This window comes from Arthrobacter sp. NPDC055585 (assembly GCF_053619115.1).
This window is the reverse complement of sequence record NZ_JBSHIT010000001.1, coordinates 795,074-818,144: the sequence shown is the minus strand read 5'-3', so window position 1 is coordinate 818,144 and position 23,071 is coordinate 795,074. Positions and strand designations below refer to the sequence as shown.

Genomic DNA, 23,071 nt, shown 5'->3' with positions numbered 1-23,071 from the left:
CGCCGGGTGAGCGGTCAACGCGGCTGATACGTGAGGCAGTCAGCGAGCTCCGCGCCTGGCCCTACACGTACGTCGTGCGCATCGCACATCAGGTGGTCGTTGTAGCGGCATTCTTCACGCTGGCAGGCTCCCACAGTCGCGAGGACCTTCGGCAGGCCGCCGGAGGCAGAGGTGTCGATGAAGGTGGCGCAGCTGGCATGGTCCTGGGAGCCCCCCACGGTGATGGCGTAGGCGGTGCAGCCGTCGTGGTTGAAGTCGCAGTTGTGGACCGAACAGTCGGATACGGGTGCTACATGGTCAGTCATGGTTCCTCCCGTGCTTGGTGCCGGATTGGATCGTGCCCGAGTTCCGAACGTACCACCGGCCGGCCGGAATAATTAGCACGAATTTCTTCGCCGTAATTCGTGCGGATGGGGCCCGGCGGGGCTACTGCTGCAGGATCGAGACGGTTACCAGAACGGCGGTGACGGTCAGCAGGAGCCTGAACAGGAACGAGGCTTCCGGATAAACACGGTGCAGCCACAGCGGGACCCGGCGCCTGGCTGCGGGCCAGGAACGGGCATCGCACCGGATGACGGTGGCGGTGAAGACAATGGCTCCACCGACGCCGCAGACGGTGGTGAGCACTCCCACCAGAGTGCTGTCTCCGCTAAGGCCGCCGGACGCCACGACACCCACGGCCAGGCCCAGGGCGCTGCCGCGTCCCACGAAGTCCAGGTAGCGTCCCATCGCCGGAAGGAACACGGAGAAGAAACGCCGGGCGGCGGCTGTCCGCAGCAGCGACGCCGCGGTCCGGGAATGAAGCCTTGAAGTGCGCCGAAGTTCATCCCAGGTCTCAGCGGCAGCTATCGTCGGTGCCAGCGGGGCCACGGCTCCGGCCAGGATTGACTCCTGTTCGGCAACCAGCTGCGGGCGCCGGAGGAGGCCGGCCAGTGCGAGCGCACTTTGGGAGCGCTGGGCAGGTGAGGGGCGGGCATGCCTGCGCTGTTCCAGTTTCCTTGCCCAGCTGCTCTCATCCGCGGAGGGAAGCATAAGGCGCGGGTCGGTCAGTGTCCGGACCATGTGCCGGCCCAGAGCCGACGCCGATCGGGCCGGTTCCTCCGCCGGTTCGCGCAGCTGCGCTGCCCGTTCGCCCACGAGCTCCAGGTAGCGGTCCGTCAACGCCGGCAGCACGGTGTTGTCCCAGCAGGCCCGGCCTACGATGAAAACGCCGAAAACCGCGGAGACCAGAGCGGTAACCTGGCTGACCGTCCAGAAATCCAGACCCGCCCACAACTGCTGCACTGTGCCCCTTGCCTGCCGTTTTCTTCGAACGCCGCGGTTCGCGCCGTCGCTGAAATCTTGCCACAGCGGCGTATTTGGAGGCGGTGAAACGACTCGGTATAACCGGTGTATGACCTCCGTGCAGCTGAACACCACTTCCGAGGCGGTGCGGCAGGCTGCCGCAGCGGAGGATCTGACCCTGGACCGCTCCCAGCTGGCTGTGCTTCCGCTGCTGGCCCGCGCCGGCGCTGCTGCTGTCTCCGGGGAGGGGACCTCCGGAGCTTCGCTGTACCTCTGGGGTCCTCCCGGCCGCGGAAAAACATGGCTGCTGGATGCCTTCTTCGCCTCGGTCCCCGTCGCCGAGAAGCGCCGGCTGCACTTCCATGACTTTTTCCGTGAGCTGCATGCCCGCACCTTCGAGGGATATGGCCGGAAGGGGTACGCGCAGCAGTCAGCGTTCGCTGCCGGGCTGGATGCCCTGCTGGGGGATGTCCGGCTGCTCTGCTTCGATGAATTCCATGTCAATGGCCCAGCTGACGCAGCGTTTGTGACCCGGCTGCTCCGCCAGGTGATCGAGCGCGGGATCGTCCTGGTGGCGACGTCGAACTACGCCCCGGATGAGCTGCTTCCGGATCCAATGTTCCATCATCTCTTCGAGCCCGGGATTGAGCTGCTCACCACCCATCTGCAGGTGGCCGCTCTGGACGGGGACCTGGACTACCGCTCCGCCGGCGCGCGCGGCACATCCGGGTTCGCTGCCGGTCATCACCTCCGCCGGCCGGGTCCGGCGGCCCTGGAAGCTGCCGGGCTCCGGTTCCCGCGGCCCGGAGAAACCACCGTGCTCAAACCGGGAACTGTGCCTTTGACAGCGGAACGTGCTGCGGAGGGCCAGCTCTGGTTCACTTATCCCGAACTCTGCGGCAGCCGTTCGGCGGCGTCTGATTATCTGGCCCTGGCCGGGGACTACCGGCACTGGGTGGTGTCCAGTGTTCCGGACACCACCCACGAAGATCCGAATGCCTGGCAGCGGTTCGGCAATCTGGTGGATGTGCTGTACGACGCCGGCTGCCGCCTGGATGTGCTCGGCTTCAGCGATTACGCCGGCAGCTTCCCGGGGATCGCCCATGAGATCGATCTGGCCCGGATCAGCAGCCGGTTCGGAATGCTGATCGCGCGCCCGGGAGGCTAGCCTTCTCAGGCATCCACAGGCTGGGTGTCCCGCTCCGGGTTTTTCCGGCTGTGCCGGTGGCGCAGGTGCTGGATTCCCGAAACCACCAGGGCCGCCGCCAGTACCAGGTACAGGATGAGCGTAATCGGGCTGCCCACCAGGATGCCAAGGTCGCCTTCGGATACGGCGAGCGCCCTGCGGAGTTCAGTCTCTGCCATCGGGCCAAGGATGACGGCGATCAGTACCGGCGCCAGGGGAATGTTGAAGCGGCGCATCATGAACCCAAGGAGCCCGATCGCGATCAGCAGCCAGAGGTCAAGAACCGAGGAGCTGACCGCGTAAACACCCAGCATCGAGAACACGGTGATCCCGGCGTACAGGTAGTGCCGCGGAATGTTCAGCAGCTTGGCCCACACGGTGGCGAACGGCAGGTTGATGATCAGCAGGATCACCAGGCCAATGAACAGCGAGGCCAGCAGGGCCCAGACCAGTTCCCCGCTGCGCTCGAAGAGCAGCGGGCCGGGCTGCATGCCGTACTGCTGGAAGGCTGCGAGCATGATGGCCGCGGTAGCGGAGGTGGGCAGGCCCAGGGCCAGCAGTGCGCCCATGGCCGTTCCGGCAGTTGCGTTGGAGGCGGCTTCCGGAGCGGCGAGGCCCTTGATGGAGCCTGTGGTGCCGAACTCCGGGTCCTTGCGGCGGGCTGCGAGTTTCTTCTCTGTGCCGTAGGCGAGGAAGGTGGGAACTTCGGCTCCGCCGGCGGGTATGAGGCCGAACGGGGCGCCAAAAGCTGTGCCGCGCAGCCAAGCCGGCATGGCACGCCGGACGTCGCGCAGGTTGATGCGGGCGCGTCCGCTGGTTTTGATCCGGGTTGCCGCCGGGTCCCGGTGGATGCGGGAGGCAATGGAGAACACTTCACCCAGCGCCAGCAGCCCGACTGTGATGACGATGATGGAGATGCCGTCAAAGAGCTGGGGCATGCCCAGCGTGAAGCGCGCAGTGCCGCTGGGGCCGTCGATGCCCACGAGTGCCAGTGCCAGGCCGATGCCGAGTGCAGCCAGGCCGCGGACCACGGACTCGGATACCACGGCGGAGATGGCGAGGAACGCAAAAACCGCCAGCGCGAAGTACTCTGCGGGCCCAAAGACGGTGGCGAGCTTCACCAGGGTGGGGGCGAAGAAGACCACCAGGGTGGTGGCGATCAGCCCGCCGATGAATGCACCGATGGCCGCGGTTGCCAGCGCCTTGGCCGCGTTGCCGTTCTTGGCCATCCGATGGCCCTCGAAGGTTGAGGCGATGGCCGACGAGTTGCCCGGAGTGTTGAGCAGGATCCCGGCGGTCGAATCACCGAAGAGCCCGCCGAAGTAGATGCCGGCAAACATGATGAATGCCGCGGTGGGATCCAGGGAAAAGGTGACCGGCAGCAGCAGGGCGACCGCCATCGCGGAACCCAGTCCGGGCAGGACGCCGACGGCGGTGCCCAGGACCGCGCCGATCAGCACCCACAGCAGGTTCATGGGTGTCAGGGCGGCGCCAAAGCCGTCAAAAAGCAGGGATAGCTGATCCATCTAGAGAAGTCCTCCCAGGAAACCGGAAGGCAGGTTCAAGCCCAAACCGGCGTTAAAAGCGAGCTGGATTGCCGAGGCGAAGAGCAGGGACACGCCGGCGTCGAACACCGGCCGCTTGCTGCCCAGTGCATAGCAAATGATCCAGAAGAGAAAAGCTGCGCTGAGGATCCAGCCCAGAACATTCAGGGTGGCGGTAAACACCACCACGCCCAGCAGCACCAGGCCGACGGTCCGCCAGTCGGAGTAGGTCCGCCAGGAACCGGGGGATTTCGCAGGCGCGTCGTCCGACGGCAGTCCCGCGAGGTCGCGGAGCATGTCATCGGAGAAGTTGCCGTGGTCAGGGTGCTTCCGGGTGTCCGGAACTCTTGGGCTGCGCACTACGGAGATGGTCAGGGCCGTTGCCACGCCGTAGAGCAGGACGCAGACCAGGATGGGGAAGAACTGGGGACCAGGTGTAGCCGTGCCCTGCACGTTCATGGTGATGGTTCCCACCGTGAGGAACACAGCCAGGGCATAAAGCACGGCTGCGACGAGCAGTTCGCTGCGTCCGCGCAGAAACCCGCCTCCGGCCGTTTCCGTGGTGTTTTGAACGTGGCCCGCCTCGGGCCTGTTGCCGGTAATGCTCATAGTCCCAGGTCCTTTACGATCTCGCGGGCGGTGGCGACTTCACCGGCGACGAACTCTTCCAGCTCTTCTCCGGTGGCAAAGCTGTCGGTCCAGCTGTTGCGTGCCAGGGTGTCTTTCCAGTCTTCGGTTTCACGCATCTCGGTGATGATGGCCGTAAATTCGGCGCGGGCGGCGTCGGTGATGCCGGGGGCGGCAACGACGCCGCGCCAGTTGGACATGGCAACGTCCACTCCCTGTTCCTTGAAAGTCGGCACGTCGACTCCCTCGAGGCGCTCTTCGGAGGAAATGGCCAGGGCACGCAGGGAACCTGCCTCAATCTGGTCGGCTACCTCGTTGTAGCCGGACATTCCCGCTGCCGTTGTGTGTGAAAGCAGTGAAGTAAGCGCTTCGCCGCCGCCGGAGTAGGCAACGTAGTTCACCAGCTTGGGGTCCAGCCCCACTTCCTTGGCGAGCAGGCCGCTGAGCAGGTGGTCGATCGATCCCAGCGATCCCCCGCCGATGGAATTGCCGCCCGGGTTCTGGATCCACGCGGCCAGGAAATCGTCGAGGGTCTGGAACTCTGAGTCGGCGGGCACCACCAGGGCGGCGTAGTCATCTGCCAGCTTGGCGATGGGAACTACGTCCTCCATGGACTCCGGGTTGTCCGCCAGCTCAATGGCGCCGATCATGACACCGCCGGTAACCAGCAGGGCATCTTCCCGCCCGGGTGTCTGGACGAACTGGCTCAGGCCGATTGTTCCGCCTGCGCCCGGGACATTGACCACCTGCGGGTTGTTCACGATGCCGTTGCCCCGAAGGGCTTGCTGGGATTCACGGGCAAACCCGTCCCAGCCACCGCCGGGGGCTGCCGGGGCGATCAGGGTGAGTTTGCTGCGGGCAGTTGCTGTTCCGCCGGAGGACGCGGCGTTGATAAAGGCAAGGACTGTAACCAGTACCGTAACCAGGGCGAAGGCGCCGGAGCGCAGGGTTAGCTTCATGGTTCCTGTTCCAAATGAGGTTGCGGGAGTTCCTTGGAGCGCTCTGGGCGCTGCTTGTACACAATGAAGTACATGTATATCCCGTGACGCAGGTCACTGCAAGACTGCTGGCACCCCTAGCCATATGGGCCTTCTCCTGTTATGGAAGTACGCTTCTTACCTAATGTGGCACGGCTCTTCCGAAATGTATTTAATCCGGATAGTTTGTATACAGTCATATGCAACGACGGCGAAGAGAGAGTGTTTAGTCATGCCACAGGAGAATCAGCTGGACGCGGACGTCCTGGTGATCGGCGGCGGAAACGCCGGTTTTACCGCAGCTCACGCAGCTGCCGAGCGGGGACGCAAGGTCATCCTGCTCGAGAAGGGAACCCCGGAACTCTCCGGCGGCAACAGCTTCTACACCGCCGGCGCCACGCGCATTGTCCACGGCGGACTGGAAGACCTGCGAGGGTTCATCGAGGATGATGACCGGCATCCGGTCACGGAAGTGCCGCCGTACACCGCGCAGGACTATGCCTCCGACCTTGAGAAGGTCACGGAAGGGCGCAATGACCCGGCGCTGACCGAGGTCCTCATTGCCGAAAGCCAGTCCACCCTGCGGTGGCTGGCCGGCCTGGGGTTGAAGTACCGGCTGATGTACGAACGGCAGGCGTACGAGCGCCCCGACGGCAGCTACCTCTTCTGGGGTGGGCTGCATGTGGGAAATGTGGGCGGCGGCGAGGGCATGATGGCCGACCACGCCCGGGTTGCTGACCGCATGGGCGTCGACGTTCGCTATGGCCACTCCGCCACAGAGCTGATTGTTCAAGACGGTGCCGTCACCGGTGCGCGCGTGCAGACGCCGGAAGGGGAGCGGACCTTTTCCGCGGAATCGGTAATCCTCACGGCCGGCGGCTTTGAATCCGATCCGCAGAAGCGGCGCGAGTTCCTCGGCGAAGGCTGGGAAAACGCGAAGGTGCGCGGCACTCCCTGCAACACCGGAGACATGATCATGGCGGCGCTGGATATCGGCGCTGCCCGCGGCGGCGACTGGAACACCTGCCACAGTGTGCAGTGGGATGCCTTCACCGCGCTGAACGAATCGAACCGGGAGCTGACGAACCGCCTGACCCGGCAGAGCTATCCCCTGGGCATCATCGTCAACCGTGACGGCGAACGTTTCCTCGATGAGGGAGCGGACTTCCGCAACTACACCTATGCGAAGTACGGGCGGGAAATCCTGCGCCAGCCGGGATCCATTGCCTACCAGATCTTCGATGCCGGCCTGCGTCCCATGCTCCGCACCGAAGAGTATGACATGCCCGGTGTCTCCGTAGAGACCGCAGACACCATCGCCGAGCTCGCCGCAAAAATCGGCATCAGCCCGGAACAGCTGGAGAAGACCGTCACCGGTTTCAACAACTCCATTGACCGCTCCGTGCCGCTGGACCCGAACGTCCTGGACGGACGGGCGGCGAGGACCCAACCGCCCAAGAGCAACTGGGCCAGCCCGATCGAAACCGGTCCGTTTTACGCGTTCGGCGTCACCTGCGGCATTACCTTCACCTTCGGCGGCGTGCGGGGAGATACCCACGGGCGGGTCCTGGACGAAACCGGAACCCCGATTCCGGGGCTGTTCGCAGCGGGGGAGATGCTCGGCGGCCTGTTCAGCACGAACTACCCCGGCGGTTCGGGGCTGGCGGCAGGATGTGTCTTCGGCCGGCGTGCGGGGCAGCTCGCGTAAAGTTGCCGGTAGACCTTCCCCAACGGCTCTCGCGCAAGGAAAACCCACAGTGGCCCAACCCGTATCTTCCCGCAAGGACGGCGAGTCGATCTTCCTGACCCTACGGTCGGAGATCCTCTCCGGGCTGCACCCGCCCGGAACGGCCATGCGCGAGGTCACCCTGGCAGAGCGGTTTGGCGTCTCCCGGACTCCGGTCCGGGAGGCGCTCTCCCGCCTGCAGCAGGAGCGGCTGCTGGAGCGCGTTGCCCGCGGGCTGCAGGTGCCCAAGGTAGATCCGCAGCAGGTCATTCAGGTTTATGACATGCGGATTCTCCTGGAAGAAGAAGCAGCCGGGCAGGCTGCCAAAGCGCGCCAGTTCACGGACCAGATGCGGCTCGAAGCCCTGCTGGAAAGGGACCGCAGCCTCGCCGGCCCGGATGACCAGACCCGTATCCGGACCAACCTTGAATTCCACTCGGCTGTCTGGGCCTGCGCCCATAATCCCGTCCTGCAGGACCTGCTTGAGCGGCTCTCCACGCACCTGGTGCATGCTCCGCACTCCACGCTCTCGGTCGGCCAGCGGTGGGAGGACGCTCTCGAAGAGCACGCCGCGCTGGTGGCAGCCATTGACCGTTCCGATGCCGAAGCTGCCAGGGCAATTGCCCGTAAGCATATGGAGACTGCACGTGCCCTGCGGCTGAAACTGCTCCGCGAGGGAGCGCTCGAGGAACAACTGCGTTCCTACCGGAGCTGACGGTCCGCAGCGTGCTGCTCAGCGCAGTGAATCCAGTTTCGCCTCGGCCTTCTCCACGGCCCGGCGGGCTGACCGGGCCTCCCGGCGTGCCCTGTCACGGGAACGTTCCAGTGACCCGCGGCGCCGGTCAAGCTCGCTGACCTCACGCTCCAGCTCCCGGATCCGGTCCCGGAGGTCATCGATCTCATCCGTCAGACCGTCCCGGAAGGAAGCCTGGCTCTGAACCTCGGACTGGACCTCAGCCAGCGTCTGTTCAGCCTGCTCTGCGGTTTTGCGGGCACCGGCCAGTTCCGCTTCAGCCTCCCGCAGAGCCTTTTGCCGTGCAGCCTGCTGCTGCCGGGAGGTCCTGTTGGTTTCCCCTTTTTGCTCCGAGCCGGCACCTGCGCCCTTCCCGGATCCCGGCCTCCGGCGTTGCCGGTCGGCCCCGGCAGCCACCAGCGGTGACGCGGAATCCGGATCCGCCACAGCGCCGTCGAGCTCCACCGGTTCCCAGCCGTTTGCCTCCAGCCCGCGGACCAGCCGCCCGGAGGCGAGGGCGGATGCAGCATCCGGGTCCGTCATGGCAGCCCACAGCGTCTGTTCCACTTCCGCCGCCACTGCCGCGCTGACGGGATTGCCGAGCCGTTCGGCAAGCTCGCGTGCTTCCCGGGCGAGGGACCGCAGCATACGGTGCCGCTCGGCGTTCAGCCGGCGCAGTTCCTCTCGGTCAAGGTCTGCCTGCGCTTCCCGCAGCGAGGCACCCAGCGCCAGGACGCTGGCGATCGAGGGGCCCTCTTCGCGGACCAGCATGTTTGTCAGCCAGGCAGCTGCCGAGGGTTTGGGCAGGGCCTTGATCCGCTTGCCGAGCTCGGGATCCCCGGTGCGGCCGGCTGCTGCGGCCTCCGCATTGCGGGCTGCCGTGAACTCTCCCGGAAGCAGGCCATAAAGCCGGGTGACGGCCTCAGCCGGATCCTGGGTCTCCTGCTTCCGGGAAGGCGTCATCCCGGATACGGTCCAAACCGGCCAATGGCCACAAAAACATTCACCGCCAGCAGGATCGCCGGAAGGGCCACACGCTGGCGCTCCCTGCGCCGCAGATGGACGGCAACCGCACAGGCCATCATCACGGCCAGTGCGCAGGCCGCGATCGGGGTGAGGACAGGGGCAACGTCCGTGGCAGCCGGAAGCAGCAGCCCCAGGGCGCCGAGGATTTCGGCCACCCCAATGAGCTTGACGGCCCAGGCCGGGAAGTCAGCAGGCCAGCGCAGCACCCGAACCAGCTTGGCGTAGGGCTGGACCAGCCGCATCACACCCAGTCCGAAGTACAGCAGGGCCAGCACGATCTCCGCTACCCACAGAAACACCAGCATGGCTGATCCTCAATCCCCCGTTTCCCGCCGGCAAATCCGGCATTGCCATCCTATCCAGCTGCCCGGCCGCGGCACAGCTATGGTGCAGGCCTGCCCTGGAATCCGGGCGGCACCGCGGTGCTGGAACGGACCACAAATTCAGTGGGATAGAAGCCGGTGAGCAGTTCACCGCCCACGGGCTGCCGGCGCAGCAGGGACAGGACGGCGCCGACGGCGGCAGCCCCCTGCCCTGCCGGGTCCTGGCTGATCGTGGTGAGGCCAAAAACTTCTGAAAGCTCATGGCCGTCGATCCCGATCACGGACAGGTCCTCCGGTACCCGCAGTCCCAGCTCACGTGCAGCCAGGATCACGCCCACCGCAATTTCATCAGCGGCGCAGAAGATCCCGGTGACCCCGGCAGCGGGGTCGGCGAGCAGGGCCTTCGCCGCTGCGAACCCGCCTGCCACGCTGAACCCGGAGCTGCGCAGCCACTGCGGTTCAACGGTGAGCCCGGCTTCAGCCATGGCAGAGCGGTAGCCGTCCTGGCGGGTGCTTCCCATCCGGAAATCGCGTTCAAGTTCTTCACCGCCGCCAATGTGGGCGATCCGGGTGTGTCCCAGGGAAATCAGGTGCCGGGTGGCCAGGGCAGAAATACTGAACTCATCGACCCGCACGGTTGGTGTGTCCGGCAGGGGTCCGCCGATGGCGACGATCGGCTTGCCGACCTCGCGCAGCTGTTCCAGTTCCTCCTCCGTGAGGCGCAGCGCTACGGTAATCACGGCGTCGAGCCGTTTGCGCTGGAGCATCTCCTTGAGCACACTCTCCCGGTGGCCCGGGCCGTCGGAGGTGTTGTACAGGGTGAGGTCGTAGCCGGCCTCGATCAGGGCAGAGGCTGCACCCTCGAGGACCTGGGAAAAGTACCAGCGGCCCACGGTTGGAATCACGATTCCGATGTTCCGGCTCCGGCCCGAAGCCAGTGAAGACGCGTTGTAGGAAATGACGAAGCCGAGTTCCTCCGCCGCGGCCTGGACCTTCTCCCGGGTCTTCTCCGACACCCTGCCGTTGCCGCTCAGCGCCCGGGAGACGGTTGCGGCCGAGACCCCTGCCCGGGCGGCGACTTCTCTAATACCTGCCCCGCGGGCGCTGCGTTCCACTGGCTTAGGCTAGCCGAATCCACACGGCAGCGTCCGGTAGCAGGACGCCGTTCGCGCCGGCTTCCGGGATGCTGCGGACCAGGACCTCGCCCGCAGGAAGTTCCACCGGTTCGCTGCCCATGTTCATGATGGCGAGGACGTTTTCGTTGACCAGTGCGACGACGCCCCTGTCATCGTGCTCGGGCCACCAGGCCAGGGAGCCGTGGCCCAGATTCAGCTCGCGCCGAAGGGCCAGTGCATCCCGGTAGACGTGCAGCGTTGAGTCCGGGTCCTGCTCCTGCAGGTCCCGGGAGAGTTCCCGCCACTGCTCCGGCTGTGGCAGCCAGCTCTTTCCGGTGCTGCTGAACCCGTACGACGGCGCATCCGCGGTCCAGGGCAGCGGCACCCGGCAGCCGTCCCGGCCCAGGCGTTCGCCGCCGGTGCGGTGGAAGGTGGGATCCTGCCGATGGCCGTGTTCGAGCATGGTGTGGTCCGGCATGCCCAGTTCTTCGCCCTGGTAGAGGTAGACGCCGCCGGGCAGCGCGAGCATCAGCAGGGTCGCCGCCCGGGCGCGGCGCAGCCCCAGCTCGTGGTCGGGCTGGAAGTCTTCCGGGCCGAGGCCGTCGCCGGGCCGGGTGTGGCCCGGGGCCTGCCCGAAGCGGGAGACGTGGCGGACGACGTCGTGGTTGGAGAGGACCCAGGTGGTGGGGGCGCCGACCTGATCGAAGGCGGTGAGACTGGTTTCGATGATGCGCCGCAGTTCGTTCGCGTTCCAGGGGTGGTGGAGGTAGGCGAAGTTGAAGGTTTGGTGCATTTCGTCGGAGCGGACCCAGTCGGTGAGCCGGTCCAGGGGGTCGATGGTCGCTTCGGCGCAGAGCACGCGGTCGCCGTCGTATTCGTCGAGGATTTTGCGCCAGGAGCGGTAGATGTCGTGGATGCCGGCCTGGCCGAACATGGGGGCCTGATCGCCGGGGAAGCCTTCGCTGGAGGCGCCGTCGGCGCGGCCGCCCCAGTCGGGGAGCCCGCTTTTCTTGATGAGGGCGTGGGCGACGTCGACGCGGAACCCGCCGGCGCCGCGGTCGAGCCAGAAGCGCAGGATGCGTTCGAATTCGTCGTGGACGGCGGGGTTGTCCCAGTTGAAGTCGGGCTGGGTGGAGTCGAAGAGGTGCAGGTACCACTGTCCGGGGGTGCCGTCGGGGTTGGTGGTGCGGGTCCAGGCGGGGCCGCCGAAGTGGGACTGCCAGTTGTTCGGCGGGTTTTCGCCGTTTTCGCCGGTGCCGTCGCGGAAGATGAACATGTCCCGGGCAGGGGAGTTTTCGGGTGCGGCGAGGGCGGCCTGGAAGAGGGCGTGCTGGTCGGAGCAGTGGTTGGGGACGAGGTCGACGATGACGCGGATGCCGTGGTTTTTGGCGGTGGCCACGAGGTCATCGAAGTCGTCCAGGGTGCCGAAGAGGGGGTCGACGGCGCAGTAGTCGGCTACGTCGTAGCCGGCGTCCTTCTGGGGGGAGACGTAGAAGGGGGAGAGCCAGATCGCGTCGATGTCCAGGCTCGCCAGGGCGGGGATTTCGGCGGTGATGCCGGGCAGGTCGCCGATGCCGTCGCCGCGCAGGTCGCGGAAGGAACGGGGGTAGATCTGGTAGATCACCGAGGAGCGCCACCACTGCCTCTCACGTTCGGTGGAGGCTTCATGGACCGGAACCAGGCCGGCGCCGGGAAGCTGGACGGTGGGGACGGCGATAGTGCTGAGCATGCCTTGCATCCTAGAGGACGTTCCTCCGCAGAATGCAAACGCTTCCACAAAATGTCTGAACAAGTCCGTCGCACGTATTTCCCGGGGTGGCCTGCTCTGATAGCGATTCTCCGCGGTGGAGAGTGTGTGTTCTCGCCTACTGGGAACTGTGACTGGACGCACAGTGCGCACACGCTTACACTTGCGTCCATGCCATGGTCCGGGTCACGGGCAGGCACCATTTACCTCCCCGGCATTCCGGGGCCTGAAAAACAGAAGAGGTACACCAATGAAGGTGCGCACAACGGGTGCGGCGGGCTTTGGCCGCCGTACCTTTACTCTCGGTGCCGTCTCGGTCACCGCTGCCCTCGTCCTCACCGCCTGCGGCGGCGGATCCGACTCCAGCGAAGGGACCGAATCCAGTGACCTCGCGTCCGCCGGCGCAACCACGCTCACTATGTGGGTGGACGCCGAGCGTTCCCCCGCGCTGACCGAGGTCACTGAGCGTTTCAAGGAGGACACCGGCATTGAGGTCAAGCTGGTGACCAAGGACTTCCAGCAGGTATCGGACGACTTCATCACCCAGGTTCCCACCGGCAAGGGCCCGGATCTGATCGTCGGTCCGCACGACTGGCTGGGCAAGTTCGTCCAGAACGGCGTCGTGGCCCCGATCGAACTCGGCGACAAGGCCAGCCAGTTCCAGGAAAGCGCCGTTGCCGCCATGACCTATGAGGGCAACACGTATGGGGTGCCCTACTCGATTGAGAACATCGGCCTGCTGCGGAACACGGACATCGTTTCTGAACCGGCAGCCACCATGGATGAAGTCATCGCCAACGGCAAGGCCGCCGTGGCCGAGGGCAAGGCGGAGTTCCCGTTCCTGGTGCAGATGGACCCCAAGCAGGGCGACCCGTACCACCTCTACCCGCTGCAGACCTCCATGGGCGTTCCGGTGTTTGGCACCGATGAGTCCGGCAGCTACGACGCTTCGAAGCTTGAACTGGGCAACCCCGGCGGCGTCGAATTCGCCGAGAAGCTCGTGGCCTGGGGAGATACCGGCGAACGCATCTTCAACTCCAGCATCACCCCGGACATCGCCAAGGAGAAGTTCAACGCCGGCGCGTCCCCCTACCTGCTGACCGGCCCGTGGAACGTTCCCGACGCCGTCGCCGCAGGCATCAACCTGGCCGTCGACCCGCTGCCGACCGCCGGTGACTCACCCGCCCAGCCGTTCGTTGGCGTCAACGGCTTCTTCATCAGCGCCAAGAGCCAGAACGCCTTGGCCGCCAACGAATTCGCCCTGAACTACCTCACCACCGAAGCGGTCCAGGACTCCATGTTCGACGCCGGCGGACGCCCGCCTGCCCTGACCGCCTCCTTCGAAAAGGCTGCATCGGATCCGATCGTTGCTGCTTTCGGTGAAATCGGCGCCAACGGCGTGCCGATGCCCGCCATCCCGGAAATGGAAGCTGTCTGGGCTGACTGGGGAGGCACGCAGCTGTCCCTGATCAAGGGAGAAGCAGACCCGGCCACCGCCTGGCCCACCATGGTCTCCAACATCGAGTCCAAGATCAGCAAATAACGGCACCAACCAAGCCGCACCCGCTTTAGTGGCCCGGACAGGGAGCAATCCCGGTTCGGGCCACTTGTAGGAGAACATCATGGCCGTTTCAACGGACACACCCGTCCGACCCGTTAGACCCGCACCTGCCGGGCCCCGGCGCCGCAGCCCCGACTCGCTGGCCGGGACCCTGGCCAAGATCGTGCTGCTCGGACTCGTGGACGCCTTTGCCGTCTACGTCCTGATGGCCCTGTTCCTCAACGAGGAGTGGGTGGTGTTCGGCGTGGCATCAGCCGTCACGGTGATCATCAACTGGATCTACCTGCGCCGGGGCGGGCTGCCCGCAAAGTATCTGGCGCCGGGAGTGCTGTTCCTGCTGGTCTTCCAGGTTTTTGTGGTCGTCTACAGCGGCTACGTGGCGTTCACCAATTACGGCGACGGACACAACAGCACCAAGGAAGACGCCGTCGCGGCCATCTCCCTGACCGCGCAGCAGCGGGTGCCCGATTCCCCGGCCTACGCAGTCTCCGTCCTTGAACAGGGCAGCGAGCTGTTCCTGCTGGTCACTGATCCGGAGGGCGGGGTCCAGCTCGGCGGCGCCGAGATGCCGCTGGAAGAGGTCAGCGGTGCGCAGACGGACAGTACCGGAAAGGCGACCGGCGTCGACGGGTATGAAACCCTCGCTTTCAACGACCTGCTGAACCGCCAGTCCGAAATCCTGGCACTCAAGGTCCCGTTCTCCGAGGACCTCGACGACGGCACATTGGCCACCGCCGACGGGTCCAACGCCTACGTCTACAAACCGGTCCTGGTCTATGACGAGGCAGCCGATACCTTCACGAACTCCGAAACCGGCACCGTCTACCGGGACGGGGGAGAAGGCTCCTTCGTCTCGGATGACGGAGAGCGCCTGGCCACCGGCTGGAAGATCAACGTCGGCTTCGAGAACTTCCAGCGCGCCGTCTCCGATCCTGAGCTCCGCGGGCCGCTGCTGAGCGTGATCGGCTGGACCTTTACCTTCGCAGTTGCTTCCGTGGCACTGTGCTTCGGGCTGGGGCTCTTCCTGGCCATCACGTTCAACCACCCCACCCTCCGGGGCAAGAAAATCTACCGCGTGCTGATGATCATGCCGTACGCGTTCCCGGCCTTCCTTGCCGGTCTGGTCTGGTCCGGCATGCTCAACCAGGAATTCGGGTTCATCAACGGCACCTTCTTCGGCGGCGCCTCCATACCCTGGCTGAACGATCCCTGGCTCGCCAAAGCCAGCGTGCTGCTGGTCAACACGTGGCTGGGCTTCCCCTATATGTTCCTGGTCTGCACCGGTGCCCTGCAGTCCCTGCCGGAGGAAGTCAACGAGGCAGCCCGGATGGACGGCGCCGGAGCGTGGCGGATCTTCCGGTCCATCAAACTGCCGCTGCTGCTGGTCTCCACCGCCCCGCTGCTGATCTCCACGTTCGCGTTCAACTTCAACAACTTCAACGTGATCTTTATGCTGACCGGCGGCGGTCCGCGTTTCCCGGGCACCAGCCAGGACATCGGTGCCACGGACCTGCTGATCACCGTGGTGTACAAGGTCGCCTTTGGCCAGGGCACCGGACGTGACTACGGGCTCGCCAGCGCGCTGGCGATCCTGATCTTCATCATCGTGGCCGTCATCTCCGCCATCAGTTTCAGGCAGACCAAGTCGCTGGAAGAAGTGAACTCATGAGCACCTCCACCGCCCTTCCTCCCCGCCCCGCCGCCGAAACCGCCGGCACCCCGCCCCTGAGGGTGCGTCGGCGCAGCTTCGGTGCCTGGTTCAAGGACACCGGCTGGCGGCACCTGGTGGGACTGGTCATGACGGCCTTCGCCCTGCTTCCGCTGGCCTACGTCCTCTCCGCCGCGCTGAGTCCCACCGGAACGCTGGTTGCCTCCAGCGGCCTGTTCAGGGACATCGGGTTCGACAACTTCCAGGCCTTGTTTACGGACCCGCAGAAGCCATTTGCCCGCTGGTTTATGAACACCCTGGTGATCGGCCTGGTTACCAGCGCCGCCACCGTCTTCCTCGGCGCGCTCGCCGCCTACTGCTTCTCCCGGATGCGCTTCACCGGACGGCGCATGGGACTGCTGAGCCTGCTCCTGCTTCAGATGTTCCCGCAGATGCTCGGCGTGGTGGCGATCTTCCTGCTGCTCTCCGAGATCTCCGACATAGTTCCCTGGCTGGGTCTGGGCAGCCAGCTGGGCCTGATCATGGTGTACCTGGGCGGAGCACTCGGAGTGAACACCTACCTGATGTACGGGTTCTTCAACACCGTACCCAAGACCCTGGATGAGGCGGCGCGGATTGACGGTGCCGGGCACTTCCAGATCTTCTTCACCATCATCCTGCGCCTGGTGACGCCCATCCTGGCGATCGTCGGACTGCTGACCTTCATCACCACCACCGGGGAGTTTATGATCGCCTCGATTGTGCTCAATGACCCGGACACCCAGACCCTCGCCGTCGGGCTCTATTCCTTCGTGGGGGATAACCAGTCCCGGACCTGGGGTGTCTTCTCTGCGGGCGCGGTGCTGGCGGCAGTGCCCGTCATGGCGCTGTTCCTGTTCCTGCAGCGCTACATCGCATCCGGGCTGGTAGCCGGTGCGGTGAAAGGCTAGCTCAGAAGCCGACGACGCCGTGCGGCACGTAATGCTCTGAGAGCAGCGCCTGGTCCTCAACGGTGAGTTCCAGGTCCAGGGCCGCGGCGTCGTCGTCGAGCTGCGCCAGGGAAGTGACACCGACCAGGGGAGCTGTGACCACGGGGTGGCCCAGCACCCAGGCCAGGGCAACCTGTGCCCTGGACACCCCGTGAGCCCCGGCCACGGTTCCCAGTGCATCGGAAATCCGGCGGTCGGTCTCCTCATGCGCTCCGTACATGGAGTCGGCCAGGGAATCGTGCCCGCTGCGGCGGCTCTCCCCGTCCCACGGCCGGGCCAGGCGGCCGCGAGCCAGCGGACAGTAGGCCAGCACGCCTACGCCTTCTTCGAGGCAGAGCGGATACATTTCCCGCTCCTCCTCGCGGTAGATCAGGTTGTAGTGGTCCTGCATGGTGATGAACGGTGTCCAGCCGTTCTGCCGCTGCACGTCCAGGGCCCGGGCGAACTGCCAGGCGTAGGTTGTGGAGGCACCCAGATACCGGACCTTTCCGTCCCTCACCAGCTGGTCGAGGGTGGCAAGGGTTTCCTCCAGCGGAGTGGAGCTGTCCCAGCGGTGGATCTGGTACAGGTCGATGTAGTCGGTGCCGAGCCTGCGCAGCGAGTCCTCCACCTGCCACAGGATGTGCTTGCGGGACAGCCCCCAGCCGTTGGGTCCGGGCGCCATTTCCCCGTGAACCTTGGTGGCGATGACAACCTCTTCCCGGCGGGCGTACTCGCGCAGGGCCACGCCCAGGATGCGCTCGCTGTCGCCGGCGGAATAGACATTGGCGGTGTCGAAGAGGTTGATGCCCAGTTCCAGGGCCCGGCGGATGCAGGCCTTGGACTCCTCCTCCCGCAGCGTCCAGGAGTGTGTTCCCCGGCCCGGGTCTCCGAAGCTCAGGCAGCCCAGCCCGATTGCCGAAACGGTGGCTCCTGACCGGCCTAGCTTGACGTAGCGCATCGAGTTCATGGTCCTGGCCTCCAGGAGGGCTCGGGCGGCGGCTGTTCCGGCTCCGGGCCGGTACAGCTGATGCTACGGCGGTGCCCGTATCCGGGTACAGGGGGTCTGCCCCGCACGGGGCGCGCCTGCCTATACTGAGCCATGGCTTCCGCAACCGACCTTCCAGCCGCCCCCGTGGCAGGACGAGGCGGCACAGCCGGGGAGGCGCTGCTGGCATACGTTTCGGAGCAGTACGCGGAGATGCTGCGGCAGGAGCACAGGCTGCGCGCCGGGGAGTCCGATGCGATCCACAAGATGCGGGTCAGCACCCGCCGGCTGCGCTCAGTGCTCGCCAGCTACCGCAAACTCCTGCCTGAGGAGCCGGCCAAACGGATCCGCATTGAACTCAAATGGCTTGCCCAGGTCCTGGGCGCTGCCCGCGATGCCCAGGTGATGCGCCACCGGCTGCAGGAGCTGGTAGCTGCCCAGCCGGCTGAGCTGGTGCGGGGGCCGGTGTCCGAGCGGATCGATGCGGAGCTCACTGGCAGCTACAACGATGCGGTCAAGGCCATTCACCGCGAACTGGACGCAGAGCGCTATGCGGTGCTGGTGGAGGAACTCGGCGCGCTCCTGGCGGATCCGCAGTTCACCGGCCCGGCAGGTAAGCCGGCCCGGAAAGTCGGCAGGCGGCTGATCCGCCGCGACCTGCGCCGGCTGCGGGGCCGTGTCCGTGAAGCACGGCAGGAGCACGACGACGGGCGGCGGGCAGAGATCTTCCATGAAGCCCGCAAGGACGCAAAACGGCTGCGCTACGCCGCCGAGGCATATGTGCCGGTGGGCGGCGGGCATGCCTCCTCCATGGTGGAAGCAGCAGAAAGCGTTCAGAAGGCGCTCGGTGAGCACCAGGACAGTGTGGTTACGCGCGAACTCCTGGTCCGGCTGGGTGCGCATCCGGGCCGCGGCGGCAGCGGATTCACCTATGGCCGGCTGCACGCCGTCGAGGAGCAGCGCGCACGCCGGTCGGAGAAGCACTTTCGCCGGCTGTGGAAGGGTTTTGCCGGGGCGCACGGCTGGTAGGCGGCACCCCGGCACATGTTGCTAAGCGTCGGTGAGGGCGGTGTCCTTAATGACGGTGTAGGAAGCCACAGCATTGGGTGCCTGCATTCCGGGAGCCTGGTCGTCCGAGTGCGAAGCCTTGAATGAATCCGACTTCAGCCAGTCCATGAAGCTCTCCCTGGAATCGAACTCCATGGTGGAGAGGTAGGTGTTGGAGGCACCCTCGGGCCGCATTAGAGTGCTGCGGCCGAGACCCGGAACGCCTTCAAGATGCGCCATGCTGTCGATGAAGGCCTTCTCAAAGGCTTCGGCTGTATCAGGCGTGATTTCCAGGGTGTTGACTACCACGTACATGGGGGATTTCCTTTCCGGGCCCGCATCTTCAGTGGGGGCCAGTTTTGGTGACACGGTGTCAGCATACTCCCGGCAGGGCCGTGCTCTGGACTCCGCAGGGCGGCGGACCTACCCTGCCAGTGAGGCGCACTGGTCCCGCGGACAAGGCCCCGGCCCCGGAGCGCCGCCACCGACGGAGGAATCCGATGGAATCTCCCTGGGCACCCCTTCGATACCGGTGGTTCCTGATCCTGTGGCTGGCGCAGCTGGGATCCAACGTCGGCAGCTGGATGCAGACCGTCGGCGCGCAGTGGTACCTCGTCGAGAGCGGAGCGAGCCCGGTCCTGGTCTCCCTGGTGCAGTCGGCGTCGCTGGCCCCGGCGCTGCTCCTTGGCCTGGTGGCAGGCGTCCTGGCCGATGCCTTCAACCGGCGGCGGCTGATCCTGGGCAGCAACCTGTTCGCCGCCGGTGCCGGCTGCCTGCTCACTGTCATCGCCGCCCTGGGCCTGCTGGGACCGGATTCCCTGCTGCTTTACACGTTCCTGATCGGCTGCGGCGTCGCGCTCAGTTCCCCCGCCTGGCAGGCTGTGACCCCGTCGCTGGTTCCGCGCGAGCAGATCCGGTCAGCGTCTGCGCTCGGGTCCGTGGCCGTCAACGCCGCCCGGGCCGTGGGGCCGGCCCTGGGCGGCCTACTGGTCTCGGCCGCCGGACCGGCCTTTGTGTTTGGGCTCAACGCGCTGTCTTTCCTCGGGACGGCTCTGGCTGTCTTCCTGTGGCGCAGTGCACCGCAGAGCCCTGAGGACCGTGAACACCTGGGGGAGGCACTGGCAGCGGGGATGCGCTACATCCGGGCGGCACCGCGGATCCGCCGCATCCTGCTGCGCTGCATCCTGTTCCTGGTTCCGGCCAGTGCCCTCTACGCGCTGCTCCCGGTTGCCGTGAACGGGCATCTGGGCCTGGGGTCCTCCGGCTATGGCCTGCTGCTCGGAGCGCTGGGCGCCGGGGCCATCCTGGGAGTGGCGCTCCTGGTGCGGACCCGCAGGCTGTTTCCGGACACTGTGCTGCTGGGGGCCTCCGCTGCCGTCTTTGGTGCGGCAGTGTTCTCTGCCGGTTACCTGCCGCCCATTCCGCTGGCAATCCTGCTGGTCCTGGCCGGAATGGCCTGGATCAACACGCTTTCCACGCTTAACAGCGCCATGCAGCTCACCCTGCCGGAATGGGTTCGTGCACGCGGACTCGCCGTGTACCTGATGGTGCTCACCGGAACGCAGGCACTTGGGTCGGTGCTGTGGGGTTCGCTGGCCACAGCGTTCGGCTACGCCCCGGTGCTGGCCGGTGCCGCCGTCGTCCTCCTGCTGGTTGCCGCCAGCGTTGTACCGCTGCCGCTGCTGCCCGGTGCCGGGCAGCTGGACCGCAGCGTTCCCGAACCTGACCTGGGACTGGAAGTTGAGTCCGAGCCGGATCCGGGTGCCGGACCCGTGACCATCCTGGTGGCGTACGAGCTGGACCCGGAGAAGGCTTCGGAATTTGTGGAAGCCATGCGTGAAGTGCGGCTCTCCCGGCTGCGGACCGGGGCGACAACCTGGGAGCTGGTGCACTCGGTCACCGACTCCAGCCAGTTCCGTGAGGTCTATGACGTTCCCACCTGGCGGGAGTACATGCGCCAGGAACACCAGCGGCTCACGGGTGCCGACCGCAAGAATATCGAGCGGGCAGCCGGGCTGGCACAGGAGGAACCACGAACACGGTGGTTCCTCCCGGCCGATGCCTAGTTCTATTCTCCGTCTGCGGCCAGGGCCGCGCGGACGGCCGGAGCCACCTGGGTGCCGTAAAGCTCGATGCACTTCATCAGGTTTTCGTGCGGCAGGGTGCCCAGACTGTATTTCAGGTCGAAGCGGGAGAGCTCCAGGGTCCGGGCCGTCCGGATAATCTTGTCCGCGACGGTTTCGGGGGAACCAATGAACAGGGCGCCCTCAGGGCCGGCACCCGCCTCGTACTCGGCCCGGGAGACCGGCGGCCAGCCGCGCTCGCGGCCAATGCGGTTCTGCATCTGTGCATAGTGCGGCCAGGCTTCATCCAGTGCCTGCTCGTCCGTGGCAGCAACGTAGCCGGGGGAGTGCGCGCCAATGGGCAGGGCAGGCTTGCCGAACTCCTTGAGCGCACGCTTGTAGAGGGAAACGAACGGGGTGAACCGTGCCGGCTCGCCGCCGATGATGGCCAGCATCAGCGGCAGTCCGTAATGCGCGGCCCGCACCACGGACTGCGGGGTTCCGCCGACCGCGATCCAGGCGGGAATGTGTCCGTCCTGTGTTGGCGGGTACACCTGCACATTGCGCAGCGGCGGGCGGATGCTGCCCTCCCAGGTGACGGGCTCCTCGTTCAGGAGCTTGGTGAACAGGTCAAGCTTTTCCTCGAACAGGACCTCGTAGTCGGACAGGTCGAATCCGAACAGCGGGAAGGATTCGGTAAAGGAACCACGGCCCAGGATGACCTCTGCCCGGCCGTTTGAAACCGCGTCCAGGGTTGCGAAGCGCTCGAACACGCGGATCGGATCATCGGAGGAGAGCACCGTCACGGCGGAGCCAAGCCGGATGCGGCTGGTCTGGCCGGCAATGGCAGCCAGTACTGTCTCCGGCGAGGACACCGCGAAGTCGTCCCGGTGGTGTTCGCCGATGCCGATGAAGTCCAGTCCCACGGAATCGGCGAGCACTGCTTCGGCCACAACGTTGCGGATAACCTCGGGCATGGGCAGCTTCGCTCCGTCCCCGTTCTGCGTCACGTCCCCAAACGTGTCCAGTCCAAGTTCTATGTGCTGTGCCACTGCCGCCGCCTTCGTCGTCGTAAATATGCTTATGCATCTATTGTTGCGCACAACCGCGCCGGAACGCGGGGTATTCCCGCACAGCGTGGCTGGCGCCACCCGGCGCGCCGGGCCAATGCCGTGCAGGGCCCGTCCACCCGGCGGATAGACTTGGAAACGGCCCGGAGCCGGTGCTCCGAGCGGGGGCGGAAGAATGATCCACCAACGAGGACTAGTTGAGGAATTTTGCGAGACTTTAGTGCACGCCTGGCCACCGCTGATGAGGTTGCGGAGTGGGACAAGCTGGTCCAGTCCAACCCCAACGGCGGCAACGTACTGCAGTCCGCTGCGTACGCTGAGGTCAAGTCACACCACGGCTGGAACCCGATCTATGTGGTCTTCAGCTGCCCGGAATACACCTCGTACAACCTGGCGATCGAAAAGAAGGTCCCGCTGCTGGGCAGCCTCTGGTACCTGATCAAGGGGCCCGATGCCGCAGCACCGGAGGACGTGCCGGCCATGGGCCGTGCGCTGGGCCGGTTCATCAAGGAAACCCGCCGCCGTGTCTTCGCGCTGAAGGTGGAGCCGGACATTGTGGACGGCGATGAGATCCGTGATCTGTTCACCTCCGCGGGCTTCGTCAAGACGTTCAACCTGCAGCCCAATGACTCCACCGCGCTGCTGGACACCACCCCGGACACCGAACAGATCCTGAAGAACATCTCTTCCCGTGCCCGCAACGCCGTCCGCCGGGCCATCCGCGAAGGCGCCGACGTGCGCCGCGTGGAGCCCACCGAAGAAAACATGCGGACCATGTACAAGCTCATGAGCCACATTGAGGACCGCTCCGACGCCCGGATGCGTTCCTACGAGTACTACCAGCGGTTCTGGTCCAACTTTGTGGCTGCAGGCCAGGGCCGCTTCTACTTCGCGTTCGATGAAAACGGTGAACCCAGCGTGGGTGCCTTCGTCATCGCGTACGGCAAAAAGGGAACGTACAAGGACGGCGGCTCCAAGCCGCGCCGCAAGCAGTACGGGGACTCGCATCTGGTGCAGTGGACAGCACTGACCGAACTCAAGGAAGACTTTGGGATCGAGGAATACGATTTCTGCGGCACCCCGCCCAGCAGCGAGCTGAAGAACAAGGAACACCCGCACCACGGGCTGGGCCTGTTCAAGACCAGCTTTTCCAAGACCGTTACCGACTTCACCGGCTGCTGGGACATGGTGCTGGACCCGCTGCGGTACCGGATCTGGAACACCATCGGCGAACGCGTGACGCGCCAGATTTACTGGCGGCGCCACCACCAGCCGTTCTACTAAACCGCATTCACCAGGAGGGAAGCAGGGGTGGACACCGTGGATAACGACGACGACCGCCGCAGGCCTGCGCCCACACCGGAGCCGGTGGCGGGACTGATCCCCATCATCAAGGTGCCCGGGAAACGGGACGAGAAGGACCGCGGACGGACACCTG

21 protein-coding genes are annotated in these 23,071 nt (G+C 65.7%); 9 read left to right on the top strand and 12 right to left on the bottom strand.

Annotated features, from left to right (window positions below):
• Nucleotides 1-14 precede the first annotated feature (14 nt).
• Nucleotides 15-305 (bottom strand): DUF1540 domain-containing protein, encoded by a 291-nt coding sequence (locus ACWGQ2_RS03555; RefSeq protein WP_452014379.1) that lies wholly within the window; start codon nucleotides 303-305, stop codon nucleotides 15-17.
• Between the two features lie 121 nt (nucleotides 306-426).
• On the bottom strand, nucleotides 427-1,284 hold the full coding sequence (locus tag ACWGQ2_RS03550) for a hypothetical protein (RefSeq protein ID WP_452014377.1): 858 nt from the start codon (nucleotides 1,282-1,284) through the stop codon (nucleotides 427-429).
• 109 nt (nucleotides 1,285-1,393) lie between these two features.
• Here ACWGQ2_RS03550 and zapE point away from each other — a divergent pair, with 109 nt between their 5' ends.
• Nucleotides 1,394-2,452, top strand: a complete 1,059-nt coding sequence (zapE, locus tag ACWGQ2_RS03545; protein ID WP_452014375.1) for a cell division protein ZapE — start codon at nucleotides 1,394-1,396, stop codon at nucleotides 2,450-2,452.
• 5 nt (nucleotides 2,453-2,457) lie between these two features.
• Here the strand turns inward: zapE and ACWGQ2_RS03540 are convergent, their stop codons facing one another.
• From ACWGQ2_RS03540 to ACWGQ2_RS03530, 3 genes are read right to left on the bottom strand one after another with little or no spacing between them, the layout of a single operon-like run.
• Nucleotides 2,458-3,996, bottom strand: a complete 1,539-nt coding sequence (locus ACWGQ2_RS03540) for a tripartite tricarboxylate transporter permease (RefSeq protein ID WP_452014373.1) — start codon at nucleotides 3,994-3,996, stop codon at nucleotides 2,458-2,460.
• Nucleotides 3,997-4,623, bottom strand: coding sequence for a tripartite tricarboxylate transporter TctB family protein (locus ACWGQ2_RS03535; protein ID WP_452014372.1), 627 nt, complete (start codon nucleotides 4,621-4,623; stop codon nucleotides 3,997-3,999). It lies immediately after the preceding gene.
• Nucleotides 4,620-5,600: a Bug family tripartite tricarboxylate transporter substrate binding protein gene (locus ACWGQ2_RS03530; protein WP_452014370.1), complete on the bottom strand. Its 981-nt coding sequence runs from the start codon at nucleotides 5,598-5,600 to the stop codon at nucleotides 4,620-4,622. The genes ACWGQ2_RS03535 and ACWGQ2_RS03530 overlap by 4 nt, the downstream gene beginning before the upstream one ends.
• Before the next feature lie 250 nt (nucleotides 5,601-5,850).
• Here ACWGQ2_RS03530 and tcuA point away from each other — a divergent pair, with 250 nt between their 5' ends.
• Together tcuA and ACWGQ2_RS03520 are read left to right on the top strand one after the other, a co-directional pair.
• A complete protein-coding gene (gene tcuA, locus ACWGQ2_RS03525; protein ID WP_452014368.1) occupies nucleotides 5,851-7,326 on the top strand; it encodes an FAD-dependent tricarballylate dehydrogenase TcuA in 1,476 nt (491 codons plus the stop codon).
• A 49-nt stretch (nucleotides 7,327-7,375) separates the two neighbouring features.
• Nucleotides 7,376-8,059, top strand: coding sequence for a GntR family transcriptional regulator (locus ACWGQ2_RS03520; protein WP_452014366.1), 684 nt, complete (start codon nucleotides 7,376-7,378; stop codon nucleotides 8,057-8,059).
• A gap of 18 nt (nucleotides 8,060-8,077) precedes the next feature.
• Here ACWGQ2_RS03520 and ACWGQ2_RS03515 read toward each other — a convergent pair whose 3' ends face one another.
• From ACWGQ2_RS03515 to ACWGQ2_RS03500, 4 genes are all read right to left on the bottom strand, one after another.
• Nucleotides 8,078-9,040, bottom strand: coding sequence for a hypothetical protein (locus ACWGQ2_RS03515; RefSeq protein WP_452014364.1), 963 nt, complete (start codon nucleotides 9,038-9,040; stop codon nucleotides 8,078-8,080).
• Nucleotides 9,037-9,408 carry a DoxX family protein gene (locus ACWGQ2_RS03510; protein ID WP_452014362.1) on the bottom strand — a complete coding sequence of 124 codons (372 nt, stop codon included), beginning with the start codon at nucleotides 9,406-9,408 and terminating at the stop codon, nucleotides 9,037-9,039. Before ACWGQ2_RS03510 ends, ACWGQ2_RS03515 begins: the two co-directional genes overlap by 4 nt.
• Nucleotides 9,409-9,485: 77 nt before the next feature.
• Entirely contained in the window at nucleotides 9,486-10,541 is a 1,056-nt protein-coding gene (locus tag ACWGQ2_RS03505; protein ID WP_452014360.1) for a LacI family DNA-binding transcriptional regulator, read from the bottom strand.
• 4 nt (nucleotides 10,542-10,545) lie between these two features.
• A complete protein-coding gene (locus tag ACWGQ2_RS03500) occupies nucleotides 10,546-12,270 on the bottom strand; it encodes a glycoside hydrolase family 13 protein (protein WP_452014358.1) in 1,725 nt (574 codons plus the stop codon).
• A gap of 268 nt (nucleotides 12,271-12,538) precedes the next feature.
• On the opposite strand from ACWGQ2_RS03500, the gene ACWGQ2_RS03495 reads away from it, so the two are divergent.
• From ACWGQ2_RS03495 to ACWGQ2_RS03485, 3 genes are all read left to right on the top strand, one after another.
• On the top strand, nucleotides 12,539-13,831 hold the full coding sequence (locus ACWGQ2_RS03495) for a sugar ABC transporter substrate-binding protein (protein ID WP_452014356.1): 1,293 nt from the start codon (nucleotides 12,539-12,541) through the stop codon (nucleotides 13,829-13,831).
• Nucleotides 13,832-13,910: 79 nt separating this feature from the next.
• The gene (locus ACWGQ2_RS03490; RefSeq protein WP_452014354.1) at nucleotides 13,911-15,518 is read left to right on the top strand and encodes an ABC transporter permease subunit; all 1,608 of its coding nucleotides are present in this window, start codon (nucleotides 13,911-13,913) and stop codon (nucleotides 15,516-15,518) included.
• Nucleotides 15,515-16,447 carry a sugar ABC transporter permease gene (locus ACWGQ2_RS03485; protein ID WP_452014352.1) on the top strand — a complete coding sequence of 311 codons (933 nt, stop codon included), beginning with the start codon at nucleotides 15,515-15,517 and terminating at the stop codon, nucleotides 16,445-16,447. Before ACWGQ2_RS03490 ends, ACWGQ2_RS03485 begins: the two co-directional genes overlap by 4 nt.
• 1 nt (nucleotide 16,448) lies before the next feature.
• On the opposite strand, the gene ACWGQ2_RS03480 is transcribed toward ACWGQ2_RS03485, so the two are convergent.
• Entirely contained in the window at nucleotides 16,449-17,426 is a 978-nt protein-coding gene (locus tag ACWGQ2_RS03480) for an aldo/keto reductase (protein WP_452014512.1), read from the bottom strand.
• A 141-nt stretch (nucleotides 17,427-17,567) separates the two neighbouring features.
• Here ACWGQ2_RS03480 and ACWGQ2_RS03475 point away from each other — a divergent pair, with 141 nt between their 5' ends.
• Nucleotides 17,568-18,482 carry a CHAD domain-containing protein gene (locus tag ACWGQ2_RS03475; protein WP_452014350.1) on the top strand — a complete coding sequence of 305 codons (915 nt, stop codon included), beginning with the start codon at nucleotides 17,568-17,570 and terminating at the stop codon, nucleotides 18,480-18,482.
• A gap of 21 nt (nucleotides 18,483-18,503) precedes the next feature.
• On the opposite strand, the gene ACWGQ2_RS03470 is transcribed toward ACWGQ2_RS03475, so the two are convergent.
• Entirely contained in the window at nucleotides 18,504-18,815 is a 312-nt protein-coding gene (locus ACWGQ2_RS03470; protein ID WP_452014348.1) for an antibiotic biosynthesis monooxygenase family protein, read from the bottom strand.
• A gap of 185 nt (nucleotides 18,816-19,000) precedes the next feature.
• Here ACWGQ2_RS03470 and ACWGQ2_RS03465 point away from each other — a divergent pair, with 185 nt between their 5' ends.
• Entirely contained in the window at nucleotides 19,001-20,566 is a 1,566-nt protein-coding gene (locus ACWGQ2_RS03465; RefSeq protein WP_452014346.1) for an MFS transporter, read from the top strand.
• 2 nt (nucleotides 20,567-20,568) lie between these two features.
• Here ACWGQ2_RS03465 and ACWGQ2_RS03460 read toward each other — a convergent pair whose 3' ends face one another.
• Complete coding sequence (locus ACWGQ2_RS03460) at nucleotides 20,569-21,615, bottom strand: LLM class flavin-dependent oxidoreductase (protein WP_452014344.1); 1,047 nt, start codon at nucleotides 21,613-21,615, stop codon at nucleotides 20,569-20,571.
• 225 nt (nucleotides 21,616-21,840) lie between these two features.
• Here ACWGQ2_RS03460 and ACWGQ2_RS03455 point away from each other — a divergent pair, with 225 nt between their 5' ends.
• Nucleotides 21,841-22,917: a lipid II:glycine glycyltransferase FemX gene (locus tag ACWGQ2_RS03455; RefSeq protein WP_452014342.1), complete on the top strand. Its 1,077-nt coding sequence runs from the start codon at nucleotides 21,841-21,843 to the stop codon at nucleotides 22,915-22,917.
• The last annotated feature ends 154 nt before the right edge of the window (nucleotides 22,918-23,071 follow it).

What these genes read in the sequence shown, in the direction of transcription:
- ACWGQ2_RS03555 (WP_452014379.1), bottom strand. Translation starts at nt 305, where the DNA reads ATGACTGACCATGTAGCACCCGTATCCGACTGTTCGGTCCACAACTGC.
- zapE (WP_452014375.1), top strand. Translation starts at nt 1,394, where the DNA reads ATGACCTCCGTGCAGCTGAACACCACTTCCGAGGCGGTGCGGCAGGCT.
- ACWGQ2_RS03540 (WP_452014373.1), bottom strand. Translation starts at nt 3,996, where the DNA reads ATGGATCAGCTATCCCTGCTTTTTGACGGCTTTGGCGCCGCCCTGACA.
- ACWGQ2_RS03535 (WP_452014372.1), bottom strand. Translation starts at nt 4,623, where the DNA reads ATGAGCATTACCGGCAACAGGCCCGAGGCGGGCCACGTTCAAAACACC.
- ACWGQ2_RS03530 (WP_452014370.1), bottom strand. Translation starts at nt 5,600, where the DNA reads ATGAAGCTAACCCTGCGCTCCGGCGCCTTCGCCCTGGTTACGGTACTG.
- tcuA (WP_452014368.1), top strand. Translation starts at nt 5,851, where the DNA reads ATGCCACAGGAGAATCAGCTGGACGCGGACGTCCTGGTGATCGGCGGC.
- ACWGQ2_RS03515 (WP_452014364.1), bottom strand. Translation starts at nt 9,040, where the DNA reads ATGACGCCTTCCCGGAAGCAGGAGACCCAGGATCCGGCTGAGGCCGTC.
- ACWGQ2_RS03510 (WP_452014362.1), bottom strand. Translation starts at nt 9,408, where the DNA reads ATGCTGGTGTTTCTGTGGGTAGCGGAGATCGTGCTGGCCCTGCTGTAC.
- ACWGQ2_RS03500 (WP_452014358.1), bottom strand. Translation starts at nt 12,270, where the DNA reads ATGCTCAGCACTATCGCCGTCCCCACCGTCCAGCTTCCCGGCGCCGGC.
- ACWGQ2_RS03495 (WP_452014356.1), top strand. Translation starts at nt 12,539, where the DNA reads ATGAAGGTGCGCACAACGGGTGCGGCGGGCTTTGGCCGCCGTACCTTT.
- ACWGQ2_RS03490 (WP_452014354.1), top strand. Translation starts at nt 13,911, where the DNA reads ATGGCCGTTTCAACGGACACACCCGTCCGACCCGTTAGACCCGCACCT.
- ACWGQ2_RS03485 (WP_452014352.1), top strand. Translation starts at nt 15,515, where the DNA reads ATGAGCACCTCCACCGCCCTTCCTCCCCGCCCCGCCGCCGAAACCGCC.
- ACWGQ2_RS03480 (WP_452014512.1), bottom strand. Translation starts at nt 17,426, where the DNA reads ATGCGCTACGTCAAGCTAGGCCGGTCAGGAGCCACCGTTTCGGCAATC.
- ACWGQ2_RS03475 (WP_452014350.1), top strand. Translation starts at nt 17,568, where the DNA reads ATGGCTTCCGCAACCGACCTTCCAGCCGCCCCCGTGGCAGGACGAGGC.
- ACWGQ2_RS03470 (WP_452014348.1), bottom strand. Translation starts at nt 18,815, where the DNA reads ATGTACGTGGTAGTCAACACCCTGGAAATCACGCCTGATACAGCCGAA.
- ACWGQ2_RS03465 (WP_452014346.1), top strand. Translation starts at nt 19,001, where the DNA reads ATGGAATCTCCCTGGGCACCCCTTCGATACCGGTGGTTCCTGATCCTG.